The 26,200-nt window shown below is 38.6% G+C and carries 21 protein-coding genes and 1 pseudogene; 9 read left to right on the top strand and 13 right to left on the bottom strand.

What is annotated here, in order from left to right:
• Positions 1-5 precede the first annotated feature (5 nt).
• The 4 genes from VF06_RS11200 to VF06_RS11180 form a co-directional block, all read right to left on the bottom strand.
• Positions 6-1,394: a radical SAM/SPASM domain-containing protein gene (locus VF06_RS11200; protein ID WP_099069412.1), complete on the bottom strand. Its 1,389-nt coding sequence runs from the start codon at positions 1,392-1,394 to the stop codon at positions 6-8.
• A gap of 231 nt (positions 1,395-1,625) precedes the next feature.
• Positions 1,626-2,249, bottom strand: a complete 624-nt coding sequence (locus VF06_RS11195; RefSeq protein WP_099069411.1) for a hypothetical protein — start codon at positions 2,247-2,249, stop codon at positions 1,626-1,628.
• A 64-nt stretch (positions 2,250-2,313) separates the two neighbouring features.
• The gene (locus VF06_RS11190; RefSeq protein ID WP_099069410.1) at positions 2,314-3,357 is read right to left on the bottom strand and encodes a hypothetical protein; all 1,044 of its coding nucleotides are present in this window, start codon (positions 3,355-3,357) and stop codon (positions 2,314-2,316) included.
• 834 nt (positions 3,358-4,191) lie between these two features.
• A complete protein-coding gene (locus VF06_RS11180) occupies positions 4,192-5,574 on the bottom strand; it encodes an AAA-like domain-containing protein (protein WP_099069408.1) in 1,383 nt (460 codons plus the stop codon).
• Between the two features lie 1,572 nt (positions 5,575-7,146).
• On the opposite strand from VF06_RS11180, the gene VF06_RS11170 reads away from it, so the two are divergent.
• The 3 genes from VF06_RS11170 (at position 7,147) to fba (ending at position 10,915) form a co-directional block, all read left to right on the top strand.
• Positions 7,147-8,745: a tetratricopeptide repeat protein gene (locus VF06_RS11170; protein WP_244917961.1), complete on the top strand. Its 1,599-nt coding sequence runs from the start codon at positions 7,147-7,149 to the stop codon at positions 8,743-8,745.
• A 159-nt stretch (positions 8,746-8,904) separates the two neighbouring features.
• A complete protein-coding gene (locus VF06_RS11165; protein WP_099072820.1) occupies positions 8,905-9,597 on the top strand; it encodes a Uma2 family endonuclease in 693 nt (230 codons plus the stop codon).
• Between the two features lie 238 nt (positions 9,598-9,835).
• On the top strand, positions 9,836-10,915 hold the full coding sequence (gene fba / locus VF06_RS11160; RefSeq protein ID WP_099072819.1) for a class II fructose-bisphosphate aldolase: 1,080 nt from the start codon (positions 9,836-9,838) through the stop codon (positions 10,913-10,915).
• Positions 10,916-11,225: 310 nt separating this feature from the next.
• Here fba and VF06_RS11155 read toward each other — a convergent pair whose 3' ends face one another.
• Together VF06_RS11155 and VF06_RS40600 are read right to left on the bottom strand one after the other, a co-directional pair.
• A complete protein-coding gene (locus VF06_RS11155) occupies positions 11,226-12,038 on the bottom strand; it encodes a carbon-nitrogen hydrolase family protein (RefSeq protein WP_099072818.1) in 813 nt (270 codons plus the stop codon).
• Between the two features lie 78 nt (positions 12,039-12,116).
• Positions 12,117-12,281 (bottom strand): hypothetical protein, encoded by a 165-nt coding sequence (locus tag VF06_RS40600; RefSeq protein WP_180267405.1) that lies wholly within the window; start codon positions 12,279-12,281, stop codon positions 12,117-12,119.
• 2 nt (positions 12,282-12,283) lie between these two features.
• On the opposite strand from VF06_RS40600, the pseudogene VF06_RS11150 reads away from it, so the two are divergent.
• Positions 12,284-12,589 (top strand): annotated as a pseudogene (locus tag VF06_RS11150) (MarC family protein); the annotation flags it as partial.
• 288 nt (positions 12,590-12,877) lie between these two features.
• Here VF06_RS11150 and trxA read toward each other — a convergent pair.
• The 4 genes from trxA to VF06_RS11130 form a co-directional block, all read right to left on the bottom strand.
• Positions 12,878-13,201, bottom strand: coding sequence for a thioredoxin (trxA, locus tag VF06_RS11145; protein ID WP_099072817.1), 324 nt, complete (start codon positions 13,199-13,201; stop codon positions 12,878-12,880).
• 454 nt (positions 13,202-13,655) lie between these two features.
• Positions 13,656-14,819 (bottom strand): GuaB3 family IMP dehydrogenase-related protein, encoded by a 1,164-nt coding sequence (locus tag VF06_RS11140; protein ID WP_099073212.1) that lies wholly within the window; start codon positions 14,817-14,819, stop codon positions 13,656-13,658.
• Positions 14,820-14,899: 80 nt separating this feature from the next.
• The gene (locus VF06_RS11135) at positions 14,900-15,430 is read right to left on the bottom strand and encodes a YdcF family protein (RefSeq protein ID WP_099072958.1); all 531 of its coding nucleotides are present in this window, start codon (positions 15,428-15,430) and stop codon (positions 14,900-14,902) included.
• Between the two features lie 516 nt (positions 15,431-15,946).
• Complete coding sequence (locus VF06_RS11130; protein WP_099073213.1) at positions 15,947-17,308, bottom strand: NAD(P)/FAD-dependent oxidoreductase; 1,362 nt, start codon at positions 17,306-17,308, stop codon at positions 15,947-15,949.
• A gap of 508 nt (positions 17,309-17,816) precedes the next feature.
• Between VF06_RS11130 and ilvC the strand changes: the two genes are divergently transcribed.
• Entirely contained in the window at positions 17,817-18,812 is a 996-nt protein-coding gene (gene ilvC / locus VF06_RS11125) for a ketol-acid reductoisomerase (RefSeq protein ID WP_099072660.1), read from the top strand.
• A gap of 101 nt (positions 18,813-18,913) precedes the next feature.
• On the opposite strand, the gene VF06_RS11120 is transcribed toward ilvC, so the two are convergent.
• Together VF06_RS11120 and VF06_RS11115 are read right to left on the bottom strand one after the other, a co-directional pair.
• Positions 18,914-19,396 (bottom strand): SET domain-containing protein, encoded by a 483-nt coding sequence (locus tag VF06_RS11120; protein ID WP_099072661.1) that lies wholly within the window; start codon positions 19,394-19,396, stop codon positions 18,914-18,916.
• 260 nt (positions 19,397-19,656) lie between these two features.
• Entirely contained in the window at positions 19,657-20,538 is an 882-nt protein-coding gene (locus VF06_RS11115) for a DMT family transporter (protein WP_099072662.1), read from the bottom strand.
• A gap of 471 nt (positions 20,539-21,009) precedes the next feature.
• On the opposite strand from VF06_RS11115, the gene VF06_RS11110 reads away from it, so the two are divergent.
• From VF06_RS11110 to VF06_RS11100, 3 genes are all read left to right on the top strand, one after another.
• Positions 21,010-22,557 (top strand): glycine betaine ABC transporter substrate-binding protein, encoded by a 1,548-nt coding sequence (locus VF06_RS11110; RefSeq protein WP_099072663.1) that lies wholly within the window; start codon positions 21,010-21,012, stop codon positions 22,555-22,557.
• Between the two features lie 74 nt (positions 22,558-22,631).
• A complete protein-coding gene (locus tag VF06_RS11105; protein WP_099072664.1) occupies positions 22,632-23,039 on the top strand; it encodes a XisH family protein in 408 nt (135 codons plus the stop codon).
• Positions 23,030-23,362, top strand: coding sequence for a XisI protein (locus VF06_RS11100; RefSeq protein WP_099072665.1), 333 nt, complete (start codon positions 23,030-23,032; stop codon positions 23,360-23,362). The genes VF06_RS11105 and VF06_RS11100 overlap by 10 nt, the downstream gene beginning before the upstream one ends.
• Before the next feature lie 13 nt (positions 23,363-23,375).
• On the opposite strand, the gene VF06_RS11095 is transcribed toward VF06_RS11100, so the two are convergent.
• Positions 23,376-24,734: a MurL C-terminal domain-containing protein gene (locus tag VF06_RS11095; protein WP_099072666.1), complete on the bottom strand. Its 1,359-nt coding sequence runs from the start codon at positions 24,732-24,734 to the stop codon at positions 23,376-23,378.
• A 169-nt stretch (positions 24,735-24,903) separates the two neighbouring features.
• Between VF06_RS11095 and VF06_RS11090 the strand changes: the two genes are divergently transcribed.
• Positions 24,904-26,073 carry a benzoate/H(+) symporter BenE family transporter gene (locus VF06_RS11090; RefSeq protein ID WP_099072667.1) on the top strand — a complete coding sequence of 390 codons (1,170 nt, stop codon included), beginning with the start codon at positions 24,904-24,906 and terminating at the stop codon, positions 26,071-26,073.
• Positions 26,074-26,200 lie beyond the last annotated feature (127 nt).

Raw genomic sequence — 26,200 nt, 5'->3', positions numbered from 1 at the left:
GAATTCTAAATGTTATTAGAATCAATTTTTTGATAAATTTCGGTTACTGTTGTTGTTATAATTTGGAGTTTATTAGTAGAAGACCTGAAATAAAACTGTGATTTCCACATATCACAATTTTGACAAACTGAACGATTAGATAACTGGTTAAGGATTAAATCACTTCTAAGCTTTTGAAATAGATTTCCAGACCAAATTTCTTGCAGATTCTGTTGATTATAATTTCCCAGGCTTTCGATACTACCATCAAAACCAAGCCTAAATAAAGTTTCAATGCAGTAATAGATTCTACCATCTGGTAAAACTGCCATTTCTGTAAACGGAAATAAACAAGGCCAACGTCCTTGAGCTTTATTAATATAATACTGGAGTGAATTGTCGATTGTATTATTAGTGGTTTTTAAACGCATATTTGTCTCTTGATATTGAGCTAAATTGAGGATTAATACACCATCAGTTTTAGCTAACCAACGTTCTTGAAATTTTTGTTCTTCTTCTGGTGTAACATTTAAATTGCGAACAAAAGATGTCCTAACTTCACAAGAAATATCCAAGCGATCGCGCACTTTTATAAAGTTTAAAATATTTGACTCAACTGTGTTGAGATTACCTCCTCTAATTTTCAAGTATGTCTCTGGTTCAGCAGCATCAATGCTAACATCAAGGCTAGTTAATCCTGCTTCTAATAAAGCTTGAGCTTTATTTTCATTTAGTAATTGACCATTAGTAGTTAGATGAAATTTGGGAACTCCAGATTCCTTAGAAAGTTGAATAAAATCAACAATATTGGGATGAAGTATTGGTTCTTCAACACTACCAACACTAATTGCAACTCCGGCTTTTCCACATTCTTTTGCTAACTTTTCCATCATCTTCCAAGACATCATTTTTTTGTCTTTGAAGAAGTTTGTTGTATGTGTTGGCTTGAGCAAAGGACTGTGATAGGGACACATTACACATTTGAGATTACAGCTATTTCCAATAATTGCTCTGATATATAATGGTTTGATAGCTATTGCGTAATAATCGGCAAAATAATGTATTTGCTCATCAATATCAATTTGGGAAATATAGGTAAATGGTATTAGTCCTGAAAAATTAGCTTGAGTTTGAGTTTCTAATCCCCATAATGGTTGCTGCAAGCTGTTGCTTAACTCATGGCGATATAAATAAGCAAGAGTGGGATATGGAGGTAAACCTAATTCTGCTAAAATTGATAAGGTAGGTCTAAAGGCAACTGGTCTTTTTGTAGATTTAGCTGTTGCTAGAAGTTTTTCTATACTTTTTGGATGTAACGAAATACCATGAGGTGGTATCTCAAGTACCATATCTGGCATTTCATAATCAATTTGTATTTGTTTTGGTAAAAGTTTTTGAGTATCTTTGATAATCATTATTAGACCTGTTTGGAAAATAATGTTAGCTAGTTAACTGAGTAACTGGGAAAGAAATATTTTATGCTTGCTGTAAACTATAATAAAAACCCAGCCATTGTTATGAGCATGGGTTAAGTATTTAATCAGTCACAGTGACAGAAAATTAATTGCCAATTTTTGCAAATCAAATATGCGTTATCTATAACCTTTGTAGAGACGTAGCAGTGCTACGTCTCTACTAGATGTCTATTAAGTTGTAGTTACTGGAATAAATGGTACGGAAGGGTAAGGATGTTCATTCTTATCATCTTGTATCCAATCTTCCAACTCCTCTTTAGTAACCGTTGCTTCTCCCAATTGTGGGCGAGGAGGAAAAGAAACGTAATACCTAAAAGCAAAAGGGGTTTCTAGATCTGGATCGCAAAGCTTACCAATGAAGGAACTTGGATCGATATGAAATTCATAATAAGGACTGATTATAGTTTCATCATCTCCAAGTTCAACAATATCAAACATAGGAGAAAGATATTTGTTTGTATTGTTAATCCTCTCTTCACCAAAGACTGCCACCAGTAATTCTGCTGTTTCATCAAAGGGTGGTTTACCTTGACTAAGCCATTCTCTGGGATTAGCCCTGAACAATTTCTTTAAATTTGCGTCACATTTGTTATCATATCTATTTCCAATCCTTTTTAAAACTTTTTCGACTCCCAGTTCAGAGTCATCTCTCATAAAATACGTCTTTAATTTTTGTGCAATTTTCTTTTTATCTGGTTCTAATTCATCATCTGCCCATCGCCATATATAGGCAATAATTTGAGAAAGTTGTTTACCTTGTTGCCAGATACGTAATGGTCTTGTTTGTTGTGTCATTGGTATTGCTTCATTGATAATTCAAAGGACTATTGTTAGTGTTGTGAATTTGGTTACTTTTTACTCAAGTGCAACTTAGCGGTATGTAAGGATAGGGAGGTGAAAAATATTCCACACCTATTAAATAACTTTGATCGTCCTCGTTTTTTTGATAAAAGGGAAAGTCTCCATCTTCATCTTTAGCCTGAGACCATTTTGTAATATTTTCAAGAGATAGATTAATCTCAGAAGGTATGGGAGGATAAGGAATAGTAGCTTGATAAGCAATAGAAGAGTTTCCTGGGTCTACTTTTAGCTCTTTTATATCACCTTCAAATTTATTAAAAGTTACCTCAATACCATACTTGTGAACTATTTCACCCGTACTCAAAATAGGTTGACAAATTTGATGATAGTATGTTTCTCCATCTTGTTCTATTTCATAATATGCTTGACCTGCCATCAACAGACTCAAGGTAATTCCTTGCCATGCTTTACTACTGGGTAAAATCAAAAATCTTGTTTTTTGATTAGATTTATTATTTAATGGATAGTAGGTATCAAGGTTATTTGGTACAAAATTATCAGGAGAAGATTTTTGAGCAAAAAAGAAAATTTCTCTGGCTATTAAACCATCTAAAATATCAGAATCAATGTCATTCCATTTTCCATGAACAAATTCATACCACAGGTCACTTGTTTTCGCTTTTATGTAACAATGCCATGTCTTAGCAATTAGTTGGGATATTTTGCGGGTATGCAATAGAGTTCGGATTGGTTCGTAAAAATTATTGATTTCAATTGAGTGATTTTGTGAAGACTTCTCTATAAATAAAGCATCTATAAATACTTTCGGAAAAACTACTCCAAGAGAAGGTAGATAGCAAGCTATACTTTGATGATTAATATCGTCATCAATTGGGCTATAATCTCTTAAATTTTGTTGCGTTTTTTTGTCAAGTAAATGTTTTTTAAATTCTCCTCTTTTTTTAGTTACTATTGTTGCTTCTATGTATTTACCTTCAGTTATTTTTTGACGAGGAGCAACCAAGAGAATCTGGTAATATGTTTCATCATCATACCACTGTCCTGGTTTGAGTAGATCTGTAGATGTCAAGCTTGTTTCCATAATGATAATATGTCCTCGGATTTAGTATTAACAAAGTTGGTAAATTTTCAAGCCAAACTTTAAAAAGTCTGAGGTTTATTCCAAACAATTTTTTGCACTATTTTTTGAAATAATTGTGCTTTCAGATCTAGAACTTTTTTTACAATATAATAGTCCGATTTGATTAATGGACTGAACTGTATAGGCAGGCAAGAGGCAATAGGCAATAGGTAACACGGCATCAATAATTTGATATCCATTAAGGATAGAAAAACTGATGAATTTTAAATTTCAGACTTTGCATTAAACAATTCTGAATTATAAGCTTAACATTGTATAAAAAGCATCGCCTTTAATATAAATTTTTGTGTTGATGCAATATAAAATTTTTTATTTAGAGAAAAATATGACATCAATAAATCTTTTTTTATCTCACTCACTAAGCAAAAAAGGCATAAAAAAGAGAACGCCAAAAATGACTTTTCTAATAGTGGAAAAGAGGGTGAATGTACTAATAGGCATTGGTTCATGCTTAGTTGCAATCAAAGATACTAATACAAAATTGCTATAGGAAGTATTGTTTGAAATTTTGAGAACAGCTTTCTAGCAAAGGCTTTTAATCCAAAATCTCAAACTTGTACTGAGCCTGTCGAAGTATCTAAAATCCAAAATTGGTATAAATTGGCCTGGGAGTGGGGGATAAAAATATTCTGTTTGAGAGCAACTCATTAATCCAAAATCTATCTTGGAAAATTAGAACGCCCCTAGTCGGCGCTCTAACTTTTTTGGATTTTTATTATGAATAAATAAAATTAATTATTATTTGTTTCAAAAATTAAATTAAAATTAGTTTAATTACTGATTAATAAATACTACCTGTCTTTTGTCATCAACAGAAAGAGATTGAAAGTATTGTCGATATAATTGAGAACTAGGTATTGCTTTATTGTTATCTAATTTAATCAATCCCATACTGTTTAACTTGTAAGCAATAATTGGCTCTAAGGGTACAGGTTCGCTAGAATTAATCGTATGATAAAGAGCGATCGCTAATTCCGGTTGTTCTTGCAAAACTGTTAAATGGCGCTGCAAATGGTGAGCATAAATTCCACTGGATGTAGGAGCAGTTTCTAGTAGTTGTACTAAAGTTATTTTCTGACAACTGAGGTAATAAAGTGCAATGTGTATTAATGCTGGATGTCCCCCAACTATTGCCATTAATTGCTTTGCTTCTTCGTCAGACCACTTCAAACTATAACGTTGAGCTAATTCCCGCACCTGGTCTAAATCAAATTCTGGTAACTGAATTGGTAATCCAATATTGAAAGGAGACTGCTGGAGTTGCAAAGGAACATAAATTTCTGTTGAATGCACCACAATTAAGCGTAGTTTCTGCCAAATTTTACATCTTTTAGCTTCTTCAAACCACGAACGCAACAGGGGAAAAAAATCTTTTGCTACTTCGGGATGCTCAAAAATATAGTTGACTTCATCTAATGCTAAAACTAAGGAAGTGTTAATTTGATTTAGTACATAATTTCGCAAATAAAAAGTAGAACTCAATTTACTACCAAAATCTTTATTCCAATATTCATCTAATTTTTGTTCCATTTGAAGCTGTTGAGTAATATTAGCACATAGCCACCGCAAAAATAGATTAGCATCACTGAGAATTGTCCGATCTACTTGCTCAAGGCTCAAGCTAACCGTGCGATATCCTATACGTTCTACATAATCTAAAATTCTCAGTGTCAATGAAGTTTTACCCATTTCTCTTGGAGCTTTAATGCGTATTAATGCTCCTCGTTTGGTAATCTCTGCATAAACCGATTTCTGAATATTAGGATGTTCAATATAAAAGAAAGATTTCAGAGGAATTGAACCACTGGGATAACAAGGTAGTCCATCTTCCTGTATACTCAAATCTAATTCTGGAGAATATAGTTTAATTGATTTTTTTGTGGCTGTAGTTTGTTCTGTTATGTAAGATTCCAGCAGGATTCGACAATTTTTTTTATTAACCCGTCTGTCAAAAATCAAAGAAAGTTTGCGGTACAAGCGTGGAGCAACAACATTGGTAATATAGCCACAGCTATATCTTTCCTCTTGAGCTATTTGTTCATAGGTTTTGTTGTCATACACACCCTGTAAAACTATAATTTCTGTAGAATGGAGAGGGTCTTCTTGGATTTCCACTAGCTTACGGTTAACAATATCAACGAGCGAATTTATTGCCATAAAGTTTCAAACATCATTGTACTTTCTCTAAAATCAAACCTGGGAAATTTTAAACTCTGAAATTAGACCCGCACCAGAGGAATTTCTAAACTTATTTTTGTAGTAATTTTTAGTTTTGTATACTCAAAATTTTCTTTTAAAATTAGAGATAAAAATGATTAAAAAAATCAATTTTACTCTTTTTTTGTATGGATGAATTAAGAAATTAGAGTTGTTATCTTTTAGATTTTTCGCAGATATTTTTACTAATCTGAAAATCGCCCTAATTTTCTGAGTATTACTTAGTTTATAAATCATACCCTTTTTTATTAGTTATTATATTAAATATATTTAAATTAATATATATTAATTTAAATATAAAATTACTTTATAAACTAAAAAAATCTCTAATCTCTAGCAAACAAAACTAGGAATTATTATCGAAGAATCAAATTGGTTTGTAACAAAATTATAAACTGCAAGAGATACAAACTTTCAATATTACTAGACGTGTTTATTTTTTTAGAAAATAAAATTTACTGCTAATATATGCTGAATATCGTGTTCAATTCTGTATTGATAATTATGACTAATATCCAGACAATTTGGTATCAAAATTTTTAGATTCTTGTAAATCTCCCTTTACCTTTTTATATCAAGTACTTAATTTTTTTTATAAATAGGATTGCTATATATTTCTCAAATAATAATAGGACTTACGCAACGCTGATATTGTCATTGCGACGGAAACAGAGTGTAGGGAAGCAATCCCAGCGTCAGGAGAATTACTTTTCTAGGAGATGCTTGTCTGCGACACGCTGCGCGAACGCGTAGCTTACTTCTGTGTAGGAGTACGCGATCGCTCCTAATGACAAAATTACCTTATTTTTGCGTAAGTCCTGAATAAATCAGAGTATGCGATTTAGATTGTTGACAACTATGCCTTTCTCAAACTTGGCTAAAAGTGTTTCTTGACAGCGGATATACTGATACCCACCATTTGGTAGCCATTAGACCTTCTTTACTTACACCTCATTGCCAACAGGAAGGGTTTCTTCAAAAGTTAAGTACAAGTATATGAAATCTGTATGAGATTTATTAGTTTCATTTTTGAACACAAAGGACTACATTGAAATATAGTTAACCCCAGTTGGGAGAGTAACTTTTACTATACTCAACACTTCTTTCCAGACACTCATCACAGTTTCAGTGAGTATGCTCAATATTGAAGAGAATTTTCCTTGAGATTACACAATATATTCCAATATTAGGTTAATTTAACCTATGAAAAATACTTCTAAAAGCTTCCAAGAGTTAAATGAGGACGGCTTTGATATGCCCAATGGGTTGATGAGCTGTAACTTCAATGCCGAAAGTGTTAGGCAAGCGCCCCAATGTGATATCTACGATGGGCTATGCCTAGGTACATACAGAAATTTGGCACTTGTGGCAACAATATCAAGATTATCAATCGCTGTCTTCAGTGGATGGGAGGCAATGTTAATGATGCCATCGAACAGTGACATCTGAATGGGAAGTAGCGATCGCAACCCCAAATATTGTTGATGAAATTAATTATAAAGTAACCGCTATATGTCTAAAAACCTTGCCACACTCTTGGCACAGTTCTCCCAATCCTCTGTGGTGGAGATGAATGCTTGCTTACTCTTAGATGAAAAACCAATTAAACAAGCTCAGAAACTCAAAACATTAAGTAAGTACATGCAGCAGTATCCCCAAGGATGGAAAAAACGCCTCGAATTAGCTAAGTTGTTTTATGCAATGGGCCGATGGGAGCAAGCTATTGAGGAATATCAGCAAGTGATTGAACGGCAACCCCAATTGCTTGACGCGCGGCTACAACTAGCAAAAATCTTGCATCTCATAGGACGACAGACAGAGGCTATAGAAGTTTATGAAAACATGTTGCCCTTGTCGCATCATGAAGCAAATCGGCAGCACATAAGTGGATTGATTGAAGCTTGCAAAGGTAACAACCAAAAGGCAATTAAAGCTCTTGAATCTGCTGCTTTCTTGGAGCCTGACAAAGTAGTTCACTGGCTTGCTTTAGGACAGGTACATATGGCAATGGAAAATACTGTTGCAGCTTTGCAAGCCTTTGATGCAGTGTTGTCCATCGATCCAGATGATATCATTGCTTTGATTCTCAGCTATGACGCCTTAATAGCATTGGGGAACGTTCAAGCAGCTGGGCAAAAATTGAGCAAAGTTATAGAGTTAGCTCCTGATGATTTCCAAGTACTTCAACGACAGTTGGAGGAGCGTTGTCGCATGAGATTGGTATTAGGCGAACAAGGCAAACAGACAAAAAATATGATCGGTTCTGCTTTGCAACAAGCGCCAAATGCACCCGAATTCCACAAACTTTTAGCGTATTATCACATATTTCGAGGAGATTGGGTACAAGGGGTAGCAGTATTAGCACAATTTACTGAGAAGCACCCCAATAATCCTACTGGTTGGTATTATTATGGGCGGTGTTTGGCCGACACAGGCGAAAACAAACCAGCTGCCGAGGCGATTTTGAAGGCTTATCATTTGTATCCCAATGATTGTGAAATCTATCGAGGGTTGTGCGATATTTTGCCTGCTGCGGGGAAATTAAATGAACTGTATCCCTTAGCAGAAGAGATGCTGCGGCGTTTTCCCGAACGCTGGAGTGCTTGGGCTACAGCAGGGCGAGTGCTGGTGGAAAGCTTCAAAGAAATTGAGTGGGGGTGTAGTGTCTGTGCTAGAGCAACGCAACTTCAACCCCAATTACCTGATGCTTGGTTTTGTTATGGACGAGTTTTGGCGTTGGCTGGAAAACACCAAGAAGCGGTAGAGGCGTTAGTACAAGGATGGCAGTTTTTACCAGAAAAAGGAGCTTATCTACAATCTCTACCTGGACTAGTTTGGCTTGGGGAGAGTTATCGAGTGTTAGGAAATAATGCCGTCAGTCGGCGGTATTGGCAAGAAACTTGCCTGCAAGCCCAAAAAATAATGGAATTCGATCCAGCTACGGCTTTTTATTGGCAAGCAAGAGCCTTAGAGCAATTGAAAGACGAATTAGGCGCTATCGAAGCTTATCGAAACGCCCTGAGTCAGCAGTTGCTTTACCCTGCCCACGGAGAAGTTAAAAACGCTCTAAAATGGTTACAAAGTATGTTAAGAAACGGTTCTCGTGCTTAAAGTTTGTTTGATAGCTTGATTCAAATTCAGCAAAACAAGCTTTGAACTCGAAAAATTCCAAAATTGACCTTGGCGATCGCTTTAGTTACTACAAAACACTTACCATCAATTTCCCTAGTTCGGTAAGATGGGCATAGGCTCAACCAAAATACCATCGTTATGGTAAAAACACCTCCACAGCATTGGACAATTCCCTTGTTGGAAAATGGCGACAAACTCACACGTTATGAATTCGAGCGGCGCTACAACGCCACGCCTAACTTGAAAAAAGCGGAATTGATAGAGGGAATTGTCTATATTATGCCTGCTGCTTTGCGTTTTAGAAGTCACGGTCAACCACATGGTTGGATTATTGGTTGGTTATTTACTTACGAAGCAGCTACACCTGGTGTAGCTTTGGGAGTTGAACCCACAGTGCGCCTAGACTTAGATAACGAACCTCAACCAGACGCAGTTCTCCTGATCGACCCAAAAGCAGGTGGTCAAGCAAAGCTGAGTGAAGATGATTATATTGAAGGCGCACCAGAGCTAATTGTCGAAATTGCTGCCAGTAGCGTTGCCATCGACCTCCATGCCAAAAAACAAGCCTATCGCCGCAATGGAGTCAAAGAATACATCGTTTGGCAAGTACTCGATGAAAAATTGAGTTGGTTTTATTTGGAACAGGGTGAGTATCTAGAGTTAGCCACTGATAGCAGTGGAATTTTGCGAAGTCGGGTTTTTCCAGGGTTGTGGTTAGCGGTTGCAGAGTTGTTAGCAGGGAATATGCAGTCTGTGTTAACTATTTTACAAACAGGCTTGCAATCTCCCGAACACGCAGAATTTGTACAGCAATTAGTAGATTTAGACTGAAGCGATCGCCTTTACTCGATGATTTAGCATACACGGCTACAAAAGCCTTGACTTTGGGAGTAGCTGACTCTACAGCACCATAGACCATATTGACAGTAACTTTAACTTAAACTTTTTCAACATAAGCACACAACACTAGTTATAATTTCCTATAAGTTGAAAAAACTCTTAAGATTTAGCGTGATTATTACGCTTCTCTCACACCGACTAGCTGACAACCACATTAGGAGGACTATCTATGGCGCTTGTACCATTGCGGCTGCTGTTGGATCACGCGGCTGAGAACGGTTACGGCATCCCAGCTTTCAACGTTAACAATTTGGAACAGATTCAAGCGATCCTGAAGGCTGCTGTAGATACAGATAGCCCCGTGATTTTGCAAGCTTCTCGTGGCGCTCGTGCTTATGCTGGAGAAAACTTCCTGCGTCACCTGATTTTGGCAGCGGTAGAAACCTATCCCCAAATTCCCATCGTCATGCACCAAGATCATGGGAATGCTCCTTCTACCTGCTACTCAGCAATTAAGAACAACTTCACCAGCGTGATGATGGATGGTTCTTTGGAAGCTGATGCCAAGACCCCTGCTAGCTATGAATACAACGTCAATGTGACTCGCGAAGTTGTAAATGTAGCGCATTCTTTGGGCGTCAGCGTCGAAGGCGAACTCGGTTGCTTGGGTTCTCTAGAAACTGGTGCTGGTGAAGCTGAAGATGGTCATGGTTTTGAGGGTACACTCGACCACTCCCAACTGCTAACCGACCCCGACCAAGCTGTTGACTTCGTAGAGCAAACCCAAGTAGATGCTTTGGCAGTTGCCATCGGCACTAGCCACGGTGCTTACAAGTTTACCCGCAAGCCGACTGGAGAAATCTTAGCAATCAGCCGCATTGAAGAAATTCACCGTCGTCTGCCTAACACTCACCTAGTAATGCACGGTTCTTCTTCCGTACCCGAAGATTTAATCGCTTTGATTAATGAGTACGGTGGTGCTATTCCTGAAACCTACGGTGTACCTGTAGAAGAAATCCAAAAAGGTATCAAGAGCGGCGTTCGTAAAGTGAACATCGACACCGACAACCGTTTGGCAATTACCGCCGCTGTGCGCGAAGCTTTGGCTAAAGCTCCTAAGGAATTTGACCCCCGTCACTTCCTCAAGCCTTCTATCAAATACATGCAAAAAGTTTGTGCCGAACGCTATGAGCAATTTGGCACAGCTGGTAATGCTAGCAAGATTAAGCAGATTTCTCTGGATGATTTTGCAACTAAGTATGCCAAGGGTGAACTTAAAGCGATCGCCAAAGCAGCTGCCAAAGTTTAATAATTAAAGAAACTGGGGATTGGGGACTAGGGACTGGGTTAAGATAGCCATTTACTAGAATCTTCCTAATTCTCAATTTCTTTCATTCATAAATAGGGGCAAAAGTATTTCTATGCTCCTAAAAAAATGAGAATTTTAATATTGAAATAAATAAACTGGGTGCATTAAGCTCACCCAGTTTTTTTGTTTGATTCATGAAAATTGGGCATTGGGCATTGGGAAAGGGGTAAGGGGGAAAGGTTAAATTTATCCCTTTACCCTTTACCCTTTAACCTTTTCCCCTGCCCCTCTGCCCCTGCCTCCCCTGCCCCTAAAACACCCGATGCTGCAAAGAGGGCATTTGACGACGGACTTGTTCAAGTCTGGTGGGTTTGATTTCAGCGATCGCAATTCCCGGTTTTTCGCCAGCATCCGCTAAAATTACTCCCCAAGGGTCGATAATCACGGCGTGTCCGTGGGTTTGGCGGCGGCTGTAATTGTTGCCTGTTTGAGCCGGAGCAATGACGTAAGCAGTATTTTCGATGGCTCTTGCTTGTAATAATACTTGCCAATGGTCTTTTCCAGTGAAGGCGGTGAAGGCAGCGGGAACAAATAACACATCGGCTCCCTTATCTGCTAAATGACGATACAGTTCTGGAAAGCGCACATCATAACAAATAGAAAGTCCTAAATTACCAAGTTTTTCTGAAAAATAAACTGGGGGTAGTTGCCTACCAGCCAAAACAGTATTGGATTCGCGATAGGTGTTACCGTCGGGGACATCCACATCAAATAAGTGTACTTTGTAGTAGCGGGCAAGTTCTTGGCCGCTTGGGTCAATGAGTAGAGTAGTATTGTGGACTTTGCCTGTATTATCTACCGGAAGTGGAAAGCTGCCGCCCAAGATGGTAATTTGAAAACGCTGAGCCATTTTTTTCAAGAATTTTTCACTTTCAATAGCAATGGCATCTCCTTGGGCAAGTCTGTCTTTTTCTTCTCCCATAAAAGAAAAGTTTTCTGGTAAACCTACCAATTCAGCACCTTGACGCACGGCAAGATCTATTAATTCTTCTGCCTGTGCCAAATTTTTTTGCAGATCCGGCACACTGGTTAATTGAATAGCGGCGGCTAAATAAGACTTCATAGATTCAACAACGAATAGTTGATTTATGGAAAATAGATTATCAAAATATATCGCTACTTCAGCATCTGTGAAACTTAATTAAAAATCGATGACTTGTTGCTTTTCTTGAACAAACTTATTATTCCCATCGCTTATTTTAATCCTCCTCTGGCTTCTGGCAAACTCACCAGGATTGCGATTAATTTGTGAGCAAACCTTAATAATAGCTAGCTGTTGTGGATATTTCGATTCTGGTTTAGACATTTATTGCTGTGTCTGTCTTGGCAGATGCTCTGGGCAATATACCGATTGTTTTAGTTTTAACCAAGGGCATGATGCCAGAAGAAAGAAATAAGGTGATAGATAAAGCAATTATCGTTGCGATCGCAGTTCTTTTGTTGTTTGCTTTTGCTGGACAAATAATTTTGAATTATCTAGAAATCAGTATCGGCTCTTTACCAGTAACAGGAGGACTATTGTTACTGTTAATTGCTTTACAAATGCTGCAAGGAGAATTAAGTAGACCGATTATTGAAGAAGGACGGGATATCGCAATTACTCCACTAGCAGTTCGCTTTCGTGACTTGGCTCTTTAAAGGGTAAAGGGTAAAGGAGAAAGGGGAAAGGTTTTAAATCCCTTACCCTTTACCCCTTCCCTTTCCCCAGACCTTACCCAGCATTTTTGGGTGTTGTTTTTCAACTAGCAAACTCCTGAAAATATTAAAACATGCTTAAATTACCTAAAAATATAAACAAGTTTGAAAGACTAGGAATTTTAGTCTTTCAAACTTGTTTGCAAAAATTAACTTAAAGTTACAACAACATATATAACTCAGGAGGATTTTTTTGCCAATTGAGTTTCAAAGATACTTTTCAAGAGTGGTAGCTAATGTAGTTTTAGGCACAGCGCCAACCACCATATCCACTTTTTGTCCACCCTTAAAAATCATTAATGTTGGAATACTGCGGATGCCGTACTGACTAGCAACATTAGGATTTTCATCCGTGTTGACTTTGACAACTTTGATTTGACCTTTGTACTGTTCAGAGATTTCATCGACAACAGGAGCTACCATACGGCATGGTCCGCACCAGGGTGCCCAAAAGTCAACTAAAACGGGTACATCGCTGTCGAGAACTTCTTGCTTAAAAGTAGAATCTGTAACTTGTGCGGCTGCTGACATGCCTAAAACCTTCGCCAAATATATCTGAGCTTCGTGAAAATTCTACCATAGCAAAAACATTGCTTCGGAGTAGAGGATGTACATTTGCAAAGAAGCTTTAGAATTTATTCATAAACATAAGGAACCGCCCGAACAGTAGTCCGGGCGGAGTGTGGTGTGAGGAGTGAACGGAAACATGCGTCTCCGCTATTTCTATTGTAGGCGACAGATAGGATTTTTCCAGGAATTGTTTAGGGGCCTGGAAAAATTTCTTTAATAATTTGTTGGGGATTAGGAGTTAGGGGTTAGGGGTTAGGAGTTAGGAGTTAGGAGTTAGGGGTTAGGAGTTAGGAGTTAGGAGTTAGGAGTTATTCTCCCCCTGTTCACACTCCCTTATCTCCCCATCTCCCCATCTCCCCATCTCCCCATCTCCCCATCTCCCCATGCCCCACGCCCCATGCCCCACGCCCCAATCCTATTTCCCCATTCCTAATTGCTGAGCTTTTTGGTAAACTTTGCCTTCGGTTAATAGGGAGGGAGCAATCACAACTTCTACTTGCTGCATTTCTTTGATATTTTTCGCTCCTAAGGTGCCCATGCTTGTCTTTAAGGCTCCTAAAAGGTTGTGAGTGCCATCATCTAGTACTGCTGGGCCAATGAGTATTTGCTCTAGGCTGCCAGTGGTGGCAACGCGAATGCGAGTGCCACGCGGTAAAACTGGGCTGGGAGTTGCCATGCCCCAATGATAACCTCGTCCTGGGGCTTCGGCGGCTCTGGCAAAGGGTGAGCCAATCATCACACCATCAGCACCACAGGCGATACATTTGCAAATGTCGCCACCGGTGATTAAACCACCATCAGCAATGACGGGGATATAGTTACCAGTTTCCTTGTAATAATCATCTCGTGCCGCAGCACAATCAGCGATCGCAGTGGCTTGTGGCACACCCACACCCAACACTCCACGAGATGTACAAGCCGCACCAGGGCCAATTCCCACTAGTACCCCAGCGGCTCCAGCTTTTAACAAATTTAAAGTTACTTCGTAAGTTACACAATTCCCTAACACCACGGGAATAGGCATTGAACGACAAAATTCTGCTAAATCAAGTGGTATTAACGACTCTGGTGACAAATGCGCTGTAGAAACCACTGTAGCCTGGACAAAAAATAAATCTGCCCCAGCTTTTGCCACTGCCTCTCCATATTTGCTGGCTCCGGCTGGAGTTGCACTCACAGCAGCAATGCCACCTTGTTGTTTAATTTCCTGAATACGTTTTTCTATTAATTCCGGTTTTATTGGTTCGGCATAGAGTTCTTGCATCAGGGTAACGAATTCATCTTTCCCCACGGAGGCAATACGATCTAATATTGGGTTTGGGTCAGGATAGCGAGTTTGAATGCCTTCTAAGTTGAGGACACCTAATGCTCCTAACTGCGACAAACGCACAGCCATACCAACATCTACTACGCCATCCATTGCACTAGCAATTATTGGGATTTCTCGCTCAATATTGCCAATACGCCATTTAGTATCTGCCAAACTGGGGTCTAGTGTTCTGTTACCGGGGACTAGAGCAATTTCATCTATTCCGTAAGCTCTGCGAGCTGTTTTTCCCCGCCCAAGTTGAATTTCCACGCTTTAACTTTTCTCAAATCTGTTTAAGCTAGGGTATCAAATTGTGGGGAAAGTTGGGGCGTTTTTTTCCCGAATTATATTCACTGTTTCCTTTTAGCTGCATCGACACCAGTGTAACCAGTTGCTAACCAAAGTATGGCTCTTGCACCATCTCGAATGGATTTTTCAATAGATTCAGGAGGACTTTCTGAGGGAACTGGCACTGGTTTTAAATAAATACCACGGCTACCTAAAATAATTTCGCCGATGACGCAAGCCCTACGCATATGAAAGTCAGAAGTAATCAAATAAACACTCTTGATACCACGAGCTTGCAAATCATCTACCAAAGTTGTAAAATTGGTAACTGTATCCACTGCTTCATAGTCCAAGTGTAAGCGTTTAGGATCGACACCAGCTTTGCTAAATACCCGTTGTGTATACTTTGCTGGGCTACCTCCTGTAATCCAGATTGGGATGTCTGGGTGCTTACGGACAAATTCTGCGGTAAACTTTTCTCGCTCTAAACGTCTCGTTGAACCACCCAAAACTATAACGGCTTGCGGCTGTACAAATAGGTTTTGTACTTCTTTGTATCCCCACCACATCACTAGCGGCAGGACAAAAGCCATAAATTTCAAAGATTTACCTGTAAAGAGTAGCTTATTCAAGGCTCGATAACTTAATTTAGTGAGTCGAAAATTTTCTCTAACTAAAAAACAAAAATAGTAGAGTGGCAACCTCCCCAAATAACCCGCCCAAACTAGAATTTAGGCTATTTTTTGTGTTGCGATGCGCTTAATCGCGCTTTGCTTCGAGATATTCCTCTAATTGATGGATTATCCTAACCTGTATCTGCCGATCCATCAAAGGGTTGCAACCACTTTATATATCAATAAAGAAAATTAGACATCTCCAATATTAATTCTGCATTGCCCGAAATCATTCGTAGGGGCGTAGGCTTTACCTCCCCGTAGGGTACGGCCGTTCGCCTAACATCATTTCTGGAGATGTTTATTGTAAGTAGAGTTAAGGCAACAGACGCGATAAATCGGCGTTTCTACAATAATCATTTTTTCGTAGAGACGCCGATTTATCGCTTTGGAATTTAGAATTTTAATCAAAAAACCTGAACCGAACCGTATTGGTTATACATTTACTGGCTGTTTGTTAGCTTCTGATGCGTCGTAAGTGTGGCGATCGCCAATTCCTAAATGTATGGCTGATTCTTGGCCTGTAATTAATCTAGCTCCACGATTACGGGTGAAATAGTTCCACGCCCACTGAATCATCACTACTAATTTGTTGTCAAATTCAATTAAGAAATAAATGTGAATTAATAGCCAAAATACCCAAGCAAAGAATCCTTTGAGCTTGAAGAAACCCAAATCCACCACAGCTGAATTTTGCCCAATCATTGCTAAACTACCGCGATCTACATAAGCAAAGGCTGGCAAGGTTTTACCTGCTAGACGCTGTTGAATTAGTTGGGCAACATATTCTCCTTGTTGCGTTGCTACAGGAGCAACACCGGGTAGTGGCTTGCCATTTTGATGAGAAAAATTCGCCAAGTCCCCAATAACAAAAATATTCGGATATCCTTTAATACTCAAGTCTGGTTCGACGATAACGCGTCCAGCGCGATCGCATTCAACAGCTGTGCGTTCTGTTAGCACTTTTCCCATTGCCGAAGCTTTCACACCTGCTGCCCATAATACCGTTTTTGAGGCAATTTCTTTAACTTCATCCCCTTGTTTGAGGGTAACAATATCATTTTCAATATTGGTTACTAATGTTTTTGTTTGCACAACCACTCCCAAGTTTCTCAGAGATGCTTCGGCTTCTTGTGACAACTCTGGTGCAAATGGTGGCAGAATTCGATCCAGTCCTTCTAAGAGCAAAATTTGGGCTTCTGAGGTGTCGATGTTGCGGAAATCTTCTTTGAGGGTTTGGTTTGCCAATTCGGCGATCGCTCCCGCCAACTCTACACCAGTAGGGCCGCCCCCAACAATCACAAAAGTTAACCAAGCACGGCGTTTTTCTGGGTCGGTTTCTTTTTCCGCTGCTTCAAATGCCATAAAAATCCGGCGACGCATTTCTATAGCATCTTCTACAGTTTTCAAGCCGGGAGCGAATTCTTCCCAGTTGTCTTTACCAAAATAGGAATGCTTCGCACCCGTAGCCACAATCAATGTGTCGTAAGGTATTGCTTCATCCCCCACAATTACTTTTTGTGCTTCTGGATCGATATTATTCACTTCTCCCAACAGCACTTTTGTATTCTTGCTTTTACTCAGTACAGAACGCAACGGCGATGAAATATCAGCCGGAGACAAAGCACCTGTAGCTACTTGGTAAAGCAGGGGTTGAAATAAATGAAAGTTACGTTTATCAATTAAAGTAACGTTTACTGCTGCCTTAGCAAGTGTTTTTGCTGCATAAAGTCCTCCAAAACCACCACCAACAATGACAACTTGATGGGTTGGTTTATTGTCAAGTGAGTTTACCATAAAAAATATTTCTCTGTTTGACCAGTGCTGTAACTATTCTTAACAAATTTGTATCAAAACTGTCATCAGAAATTTTGTGTTGTTTTTTACATTTACTCAATAAGTTAGTTAATTAAAACTCCAGATGTATGTGTGGACACTGGAAAAGAAACTTTTTGTTAACAAAGTAACTTTTATTTCATAAAAATACAGAAAAATATTGATTATGTAGATTTACTGACAATTCATCACGTATTGATGTAAGTTGAAAAACAAAGGGACTCGCGACTAGAGAACTCCAAAAAATAAATTATTCCGGTTAAAGTGTTGACCGTTGATTGTTAACTGTTAACTGTTAACCGTCAACAGTCAATAATCTTCTATGGAATATTTTTTACTTGGAAGTCTCCTAGAGAAAACTTTCTCAACTCCCAATCACCAATCCCGAATCGCTAGTTTTTAGCTACTCAATTTAAGGTACAATCATAAACCTGCCAATTAATGATGCTTGCTGACAGGAGATGCTTCTATGGCCCGGATGTATTACGACGAAGATGCCAATTTAGACCTTTTGGCTGGAAAAACTATTGCTATCATTGGCTATGGTTCCCAAGGTCATGCCCACGCTCTCAATTTAAAAGATAGTGGTTTGAATGTGATTGTGGGACTATATCCGGGCAGTAAGTCAGTGGCCAAAGCCGAAGCAGCCGGGTTAACTGTGAAAAATGTTGCTGATGCGGCTAATGCTGCTGACTTCATTATGATTTTGTTACCTGATGAAGTCCAAAAAACGATTTACAAAAACGAGATTGAACCGAATTTAGAAGAAGGTAATGTGTTAGCCTTTGCCCACGGTTTCAATATTCATTTTGGGCAAGTTGTACCACCAGCAAATGTAGATGTGGTGATGGTAGCACCCAAAGGGCCTGGGCATTTGGTACGCCGGACTTATGAAAATGGGGAAGGCGTACCAGCGCTGTTTGCAGTGTATCAAGATGCCACTGGTCAGGCACGCGATCGCGCAATGGCATACGCTAAAGGTATCGGCGGGACTCGCGCTGGGGTTCTGGAAACTACTTTCCGCGAAGAAACTGAAACCGATTTATTTGGCGAACAAGCAGTATTGTGCGGTGGTTTGAGTGCTTTAATTAAAGCCGGATTTGAAACTTTGGTAGAAGCTGGTTATCAACCAGAATTGGCTTATTTTGAATGTCTGCATGAAGTCAAATTAATTGTTGACTTGGTTGTAGAAGGTGGTTTAGCCAAAATGCGCGACAGCATTTCTAATACCGCTGAATACGGCGATTATACCCGCGGGCCGCGGGTTGTCACCGAACAAACCAAAGCCGAAATGCAGAAAATTCTCAGCGAAATTCAATCTGGACAATTTGCACGGGAATTTGTTCTAGAAAACCAATCTGGTAAACCAGGGTTTACCGCCTTGCGTCGCAAAGAAGCCGAACACAAAATTGAGGAAGTTGGCAAAGATTTACGCGCTATGTTTAGCTGGTTGAAAAAAGCCTAACCAGAATGTAGAGACGTTGCATTGCAACGTCTCTCTCTACAATGATTTTGAAATTACCTACAGATGTGATTTAATGCATAGCACAGATGCATTACCAAACATTATTTTCTTTTGGTTTTGAGATAATCTGCAATGTATTCTCCATAGCGATCGCGCAACATTTGTTCTCGGAATTTGAATCCTAATGTTTTCCCTCTACAGTATGGAGATTTGCACAAGCACTCCAAGACAGCAATTGATTCATATTCAGTGGTTTCGTAGTCCCAGGTAATTTCTTCACCTGCTTCGATATCGCACAAAGCAACGAAGTCATATCCTCCAAACTGATTGTTCTTGACACCAGTATTTCCATAGCAAGAATGGTTAATGACTACAGCAGGCTCATCTAAGTTGACATGCAAATTAAAATCCATCTGAAATGAATAAATTGTTCGTTGGGAAACTTCTTCAATTGGAATACCCACCACGACGGTTTCCCCTTTGACAAATTTCTTTCTAGCAAATACTCCTCGTCCTTTTGCTGTTTCCTGAATAGTCACATGAGAATTGAGCTTTGCAGCTAAAATCGACTCTATTGTACTCATAGATAAAAAATCACTGGATTTAAATTTTTTTTGGCTTCTAAGTTTCAAACAGCGTCTTATATGATGTCCGCCAAATCATCGACAATAAAAAGTTTGTAGTGAGGACTTCAGTCCTCAAAGCTAGGACTAAAGTCCTCTCTGCAAGACGCTACGCGTAGCTTGCTTCCCCGTAGGGGTACACTACGAGCAAACATTTTTTTATTGAATTGAATTAACCGGACATGATATTAGTTAAATTTCACTTTCGAGGTACAACTTTGTTAACTGCTCTGTACCTCGACTTTTGCTTCCGGCTCAATCTTTTCAGGACTTTGACTGAGAACCAGAGCAACTAAGACAAGAATCGCGCCAATTAAACCGCGTATTCCCAAATGCTCTCCAAGTAGCCAAAACGAGAAAATTGTAGCGAACAATGGCTCAAGTGTATAAAGTAAAGCCGTTTCTTCCGCTGAAACCCATTGTTGTGCTAATGTTTGAAGCCAGATGACAGCAGCCGTCGCCAACAGCCCTAAGTACAGAATCACTCCCCAGTGCTGCTGAATGACCTCAAATTGGTGAAGAATTTGCGTGTTATTCCAAAGTAACCCTAGCGCCGCAATGAACAAAAGTTGAACACTGGTGAGTGTCAAGGTAGAGTGACGGGGCGCAACTCGGTCTAGAAAAATGATGTAACCTGCATAGATAAAAGCATCAACGAACATTAACACATCGCCAATTCCTAGTTCTCCTCCTTCCCAAAACATCACACCAATACCAATTACAGCTACTCCAGCAGCTAGAAAAGCTTTCAACGGTACGCGCTGACCACTCAGCCATGCGAGCAACGGGACTATGAGTGCGTTCAAACTGCCGATGAATGCAGCCCGGTTTGCTGGTATAGTCTTTAGTGCAATTGTTTCTATAGCTAAAAACAAGAACAGGAAAAGCCCCAGTACTGTACCATCACGAAATAAAACTGCGTTAAAATTACGTAAATTTACTGCTAAAACCGCAGCTGCTATGACAAAACGTGTAGCAATTAATGTACTTGGTGAAAGGCTGCTAACGATGTCTTTAATCAATGGAAAAGTTGTAGCACTAATTACATTAACAAGGATAAGCAGCATTAATCCTTTGAAACGCAACGTATTTTCAATTTGCATCAAACCATTTGATTCAATAATATTTCTATAAATCCATTTTTAGTTGGGGAAGTTGTAGTCATGTGACTTTCGCAATTTCATGTTTTTTCGATGTTGCAACTAAAAATTAATTCCAACCAAATTGTATCATTTGTTATGCAACATTTAAGATTTGTAACTAAAAAAATTCTATAGTCACAAAAATTCTGTCAGCGAGAAAGTAAGTCAGCATAATAAAACAAAACTATGTAAAGAATAATAATAAAGCTAAAACCCTTGCCTATTGCTAACTTGCTGATTGTCTATTAATTTATTTCAACTACAAATTTTGATGCCGACTTAACTGAGGTAACAGTAAAATAATTCTAAATACAAGTAAACCGTAGACCGAAAAGTTTTGCGTTAACATACTCCTAACATTAAAAAATCAAGCATAAACACAGTTAATAAATATAATTAACTTAAATAACTAAATTTTACTGGGAGATAACTTTGTTTTCTAACCGATATGTGCTAGAAATTATCCTCCGCACCGGAGAACATTTAATATTAGTTGTAATTGCAATGGTGGTGGCGGTATCCATTGGAATACCTTTAGGTATTTTCATTACTCGCCAACCGAAACTCGCTCAACCTATTATCGGTGTAAGTAATGCCATTCAAACTATTCCCAGTTTAGCTATTTTTGGCTTTTTGATTTGGGTACCATTTCTGGGAGGAATCGGCAAAATTCCTGCTATTGTTGCCTTAATTCTTTATGCTTTGCTCCCGGTAATTCGCAACACTTATATCGGTATTAATGGTGTTGAGCCGGCAATTAGAGAAGCAGGACGAGGCATGGGAATGACAGACCGCCAATTACTATTTCAAGTAGAAATTCCCTTAGCTTTAGGCGTGATTTTGGCAGGAGTTAGGGTTGCAACAGTTATTTCTGTGGGAATTGCTACCATTGCGTCAGCAATTGGCGGTGGCGGTTTAGGGGTGTTTATTTTTCGAGGGATTGCTACCCTGAATAATCAGTTAATTTTAGCTGGAGCGATACCCGCCACTTTGATTGCGTTAAGTGCAGATTTGAGTTTGGGATGGTTAGAAAAAAAACTGACGCAGCAAAGAGAAAAAAGTTTTAGTTTTAATCGCAAAAATGCCATTTATTTAGCTATAGTAACGTTACTGATTGGAGGATTAATTGGCTTTACTTATTGGCTGACACCACCAACAATTATTATTGGTTCCAAAAATTTCACTGAGCAAGTTATTTTAGGAGAATTACTGGCTCAACAAATTGAATTTCATACTAAATTAAGGGTTGATAGACGCTTAAATTTAGGCGGAACTTTTATCTGTCATGAAGCCGTAAAAGCAGGTCAAATTGCTGGATATGTAGAATACACCGGAACGAGTTTTACATCTATTTTAAAACAAAAACCTATTAATAATCCGCAAATAGTCTATCAAAAAGTTAAACAAGACTACCAGCAAAAATTCCAATTAGAAGTCATGCAACCGTTGGGAGTAAACAGTACCTACGCCATGATTATTCGAGGTGAAGATGCTAAACGTTTGCAAATCAAAACTCTTTCTGAAGCAGCTAAATATACTCCACAATGGCGAGCAGGATTTGGGTATGAATTTATCGCACGAGAAGATGGCTACCCAGGTTTAGCTAAGACTTATGGTTTCAAGTTTAGTAATCCTCCTCAACAAATGGAGTTAGGATTAATGTATAAATCCTTAGCAGAAAAAAAAGTAGATATAATCGCAGCCAATTCTACTGATGCCTTGATTCCTGTTCTTAAGTTAGTCATTTTGGAAGATGACAAGCGATATTTTCCTCCCTATGAAGCTATCCCTGTGTTCAATCAAGCAACACTGAAAAAATATCCAGAACTAAGAGCAGCTGTTAGTCAACTAGCTGGTTTAATTTCAACTGAAGAAATTCAAAAGATGAATTATCAAGTGGATAATCAATCTGTTCCTGTTGAACAAGTTGTTAGCGATTGGCTGAAGTCTAAAAAACTGATAAATGAAATGGGAACGTAAGACTTATATTTTATTTTTTAGACTAAAATGGAAATGACAGTTACAATTTAAGATTAATAGTCAAAACAAGTTGAATGGCTAGGGATCGCTTTCACAATGCAGTTAGAAATGCTCTAGAAAAAGAAGGGTGGACAATTACAGCTGACCCTTATCAAGTGAGCGTTGGGGATGTAGATTTTGAAATCGACCTAGCAGCAGAAATGTTAGCTGCTGAACGAGCAGGTGAAAAAATTGCTGTAGAAATCAAAAGCTTTCTTGGAGGGTCAAATGTTTCAGAATTTCATACAGCTCTAGGACAGTTTCTTAACTATAAATTTGCTCTTGAAGAATTTGATCCCCAAAGAAAACTTTATTTGTCTGTTCCGGACTCAATTTATCAATCGTTTTTTCAACGTCGTTTTACACAATCAGTAATCAAGAGAATTAAAATTAATCTACTTGTTTATGATGAAAAAGAGGAGAAAATTGTTCAATGGCAGTAGAACAATATCGTCAAATCATCCAAAATTTAATTTTAGAGCGATCGCAGAGCCAATTTTACCCAGAGGAAATTGAGACTCAAGCCATTTTGGATACTGAGCGCGACCACTACCTTCTATTACATACTGGTTGGCGCAATAATCATCGGACACATGGATGTAGTATCCACCTTGATATCAAAGACGGGAAAATCTGGATACAGCATGATGGTACTGAAATCGGCATTGCTACACTACTGTTGGAACGAGGTATACCCAAAGAAGATATAGTATTAGCATTTCACTCCCCTTATATGCGCCAATTTACTGAATTTGCTACCCATTAATGTTATTAATCGCTCATAGTTTTTCCTGAATCTGCTCAAATACCCAATTGGGAATGGCATGTTCTTTGTCGTAAACATAGTTATATTTTTGCTCTATTTTTTGCCAATCAATTGTAGTGTCTGACAAAATTTCTTGAGCAAATATATCCAAGGCTTTACCTGATAAGTTTTTCTCAAAACATTTTTTCATCATCAAACGACTTTCATCAATTTCGCCAATACATTCAAAAGGTGTATGCTGGGACAAGCCAAGCATTTCCCGAAAAATAGGTAGTAAATCTGCATCATCAAATAGATTTGCTTGAAAAACTGCATCGACAATATCCTGTTTGAAAAAAGCCATTAAGCCTAACCAAACATAGGCGCATTTCGGGCATTTTTTACACCAAGGCTTTTGAATATTACAGGAATGGATTTTTGGTAGAACTTCGGGATATTTACTAAAGTTTTTAAATATCCGATAGTCGTAGATGGGTTGTAAGAGACTGAAATATTTAAAGTTAGATAAGAGATTTTCTCGAATAAATGCGTCTAAAATTTGTTCAGCTTCAAAACCTTTACCCCATTGATGGTTAACTTCTCTACCTAAATCTTCCCAAAACAAATTTCCAGTATTGGCACTTTTTTCATGAGCTAAAGATAAGTAATTGTATCCACCATCCAGCATGATAAATAAGGATTCAAAGATAGAAACTGGAGTTTCGGGTGCAGTTATTCCTGAATTTTCGGGAAAATATAATTGAAAAAAGGAGTAGTCAATAAAGTCATCGTAAATGGAAATTTTATAATTTTTAACTGGATGAACGTGTTGTAAGACTTTACTAATTAAATTATGCTGAATATCAGCTTTACCATAAACGCTATGAGAATATTGCATTGAGGCAAAAGCAATACCTGATTCTTCTAAGATTTTCATGGCGAGAATACTATCTTTGCCTCCGCCACAACCAGCGAGGATGGTAGAGTTATCTCCTAAAATGGGAACAGGATTACTTGTTGCTAAACTCAGCTGTGAATAGATAATTTCTGGTTGCTGATAATCGGTAATTTTATTTTCATACCAATGTTGAGCAAATACGCCTTGGTATATTTTGATAAATAAATCTAAAACAGGCTTTGCTAAATGTTCAGCAATTCTAGAAATATCATAGTATTTAGGGAATAACGAACATAATTTCATGCCTTCAAATAAGGCAATATGAGCAGCAATGCGTTCTATTAATTGTTGAGAATATTTTTCCTGAAGTACAGAAAAAGATATATCGTGATAAAAAACTTTGGTGGAAAATTTAAATTTATCTGCACTGTATATTATGTCTAAATGATGTTCATGAATTAGTAATTCATCTATTTTAATAACTTCTATTTTCATTAGTTTTTTAAACCCCTGTAAATAACTAGCGATCGCTCCTACTAAAATTAAATCAGTAAAGGCGATCGCTGCTCAAATTTTTCTGAATAAGCATAAAATTAATCAAAGTAAGTAAGCAAGTTTTCTCATTACTTTTAAGATTAGTTAATATTCGAGCTTAGGTACATGCATGGTTTTATTTAAAGATTTTTCTATTTCTGCGGTAATAGCAGGGTTCATCACTGTACTGGTGAGCTTTACTAGTTCTGCTGTTATTGTTTTCCAAGCAGCTGAAACTCTTCATGCCTCACCTAATCAAATTAGCTCATGGATGTGTGTACTCGGATTAGGTATGGGTATTACTTGCATTGTATTATCCCTGCGTTACCGCGTTCCGATAGTGACAGCATGGTCTACACCAGGTGCAGCTATGTTAATTACTACTGCATCTGGGGTACCAATGGCGGAGGCCATCGGAGCCTTTCTGATTTCAGGGGGGTTAATCACACTTTGTGGCTTTAGTGCCTGGTTCGAGCGCATAATTGACCGAATTCCAATGTCCATCGCTTCGGCGATGCTGGCTGGTGTATTACTGCGTTTCGGACTCAATACTTTTATTGCGATGAAGACGCAATTCGTGATGACATTCGCGATGTTATGTATATACTTAATTACACGGCGTATACGGCCGCGCTATGCTGTTATTTTTGCCTTAATCATAGGTATATTTATTGCAGAAGTACAAGGATTGCTACATTTAGACTTAGTCAGCTTACAAATAGCAAAGCCTGTTTTTACAGTACCGCAGTTTTCAATTCCTACACTTATTGGGGTGGCATTGCCTTTATTTGTAGTTACCATGGCCTCACAAAACGTGCCTGGAGTAGCAGTAATCCGTGCATCAGGTTACTCAGTACCAATATCCCCATTAATTGGTTGGACAGGAGCTACAACCTTCGTTTTGGCACCTTTCGGTGCATTTGCTTTGAATTTGGCAGCCATCACGGCTGCTATTTGTATGGGGCGAGAAGCACATGAAGATCCGACAAAGCGCTATGTAGCATCTATCGCTGCGGGTATCTTTTATATCATCATTGGATTGTTTGGTGCTACCGTAAGTGAACTCTTAGCAGCCTTCCCTGAAGAACTTGTCCATGCGATCGCTGGACTGGCTCTTTTAAGTACTATCGGAAATAGTCTTGCAACCGCGGTAAGTCATGAGGGGGAACGCGAGTCTGCCCTCATTACATTTCTTGTAACAGCATCTGGTGTTACATTATTCGGCATCGGGTCAGCTTTTTGGGGTTTAGTTGTCGGTGCATTGTCATTAGCAGCTTACTATTGGTCTGCTAAAACTTGAGAATATATTTCACTATAAACCCGGTTTTGACTCTATGTGGGTTGGAAGTCCCTAGCGTCTCAATACGGTTCGGATAAGCAGTATGAACTTCCCTTGTAGTCTGGGTGAACTTCCCTTGTAGTCTGGG

Source organism: Nostoc linckia z4 (assembly GCF_002608075.1).
In the GTDB taxonomy this organism is placed as follows: Bacteria; Cyanobacteriota; Cyanobacteriia; order Cyanobacteriales; family Nostocaceae; genus Nostoc; species Nostoc linckia.
The sequence above is the reverse complement of the archived record's forward strand: the minus strand, read 5'-3'. Positions and strand labels throughout refer to the sequence as shown.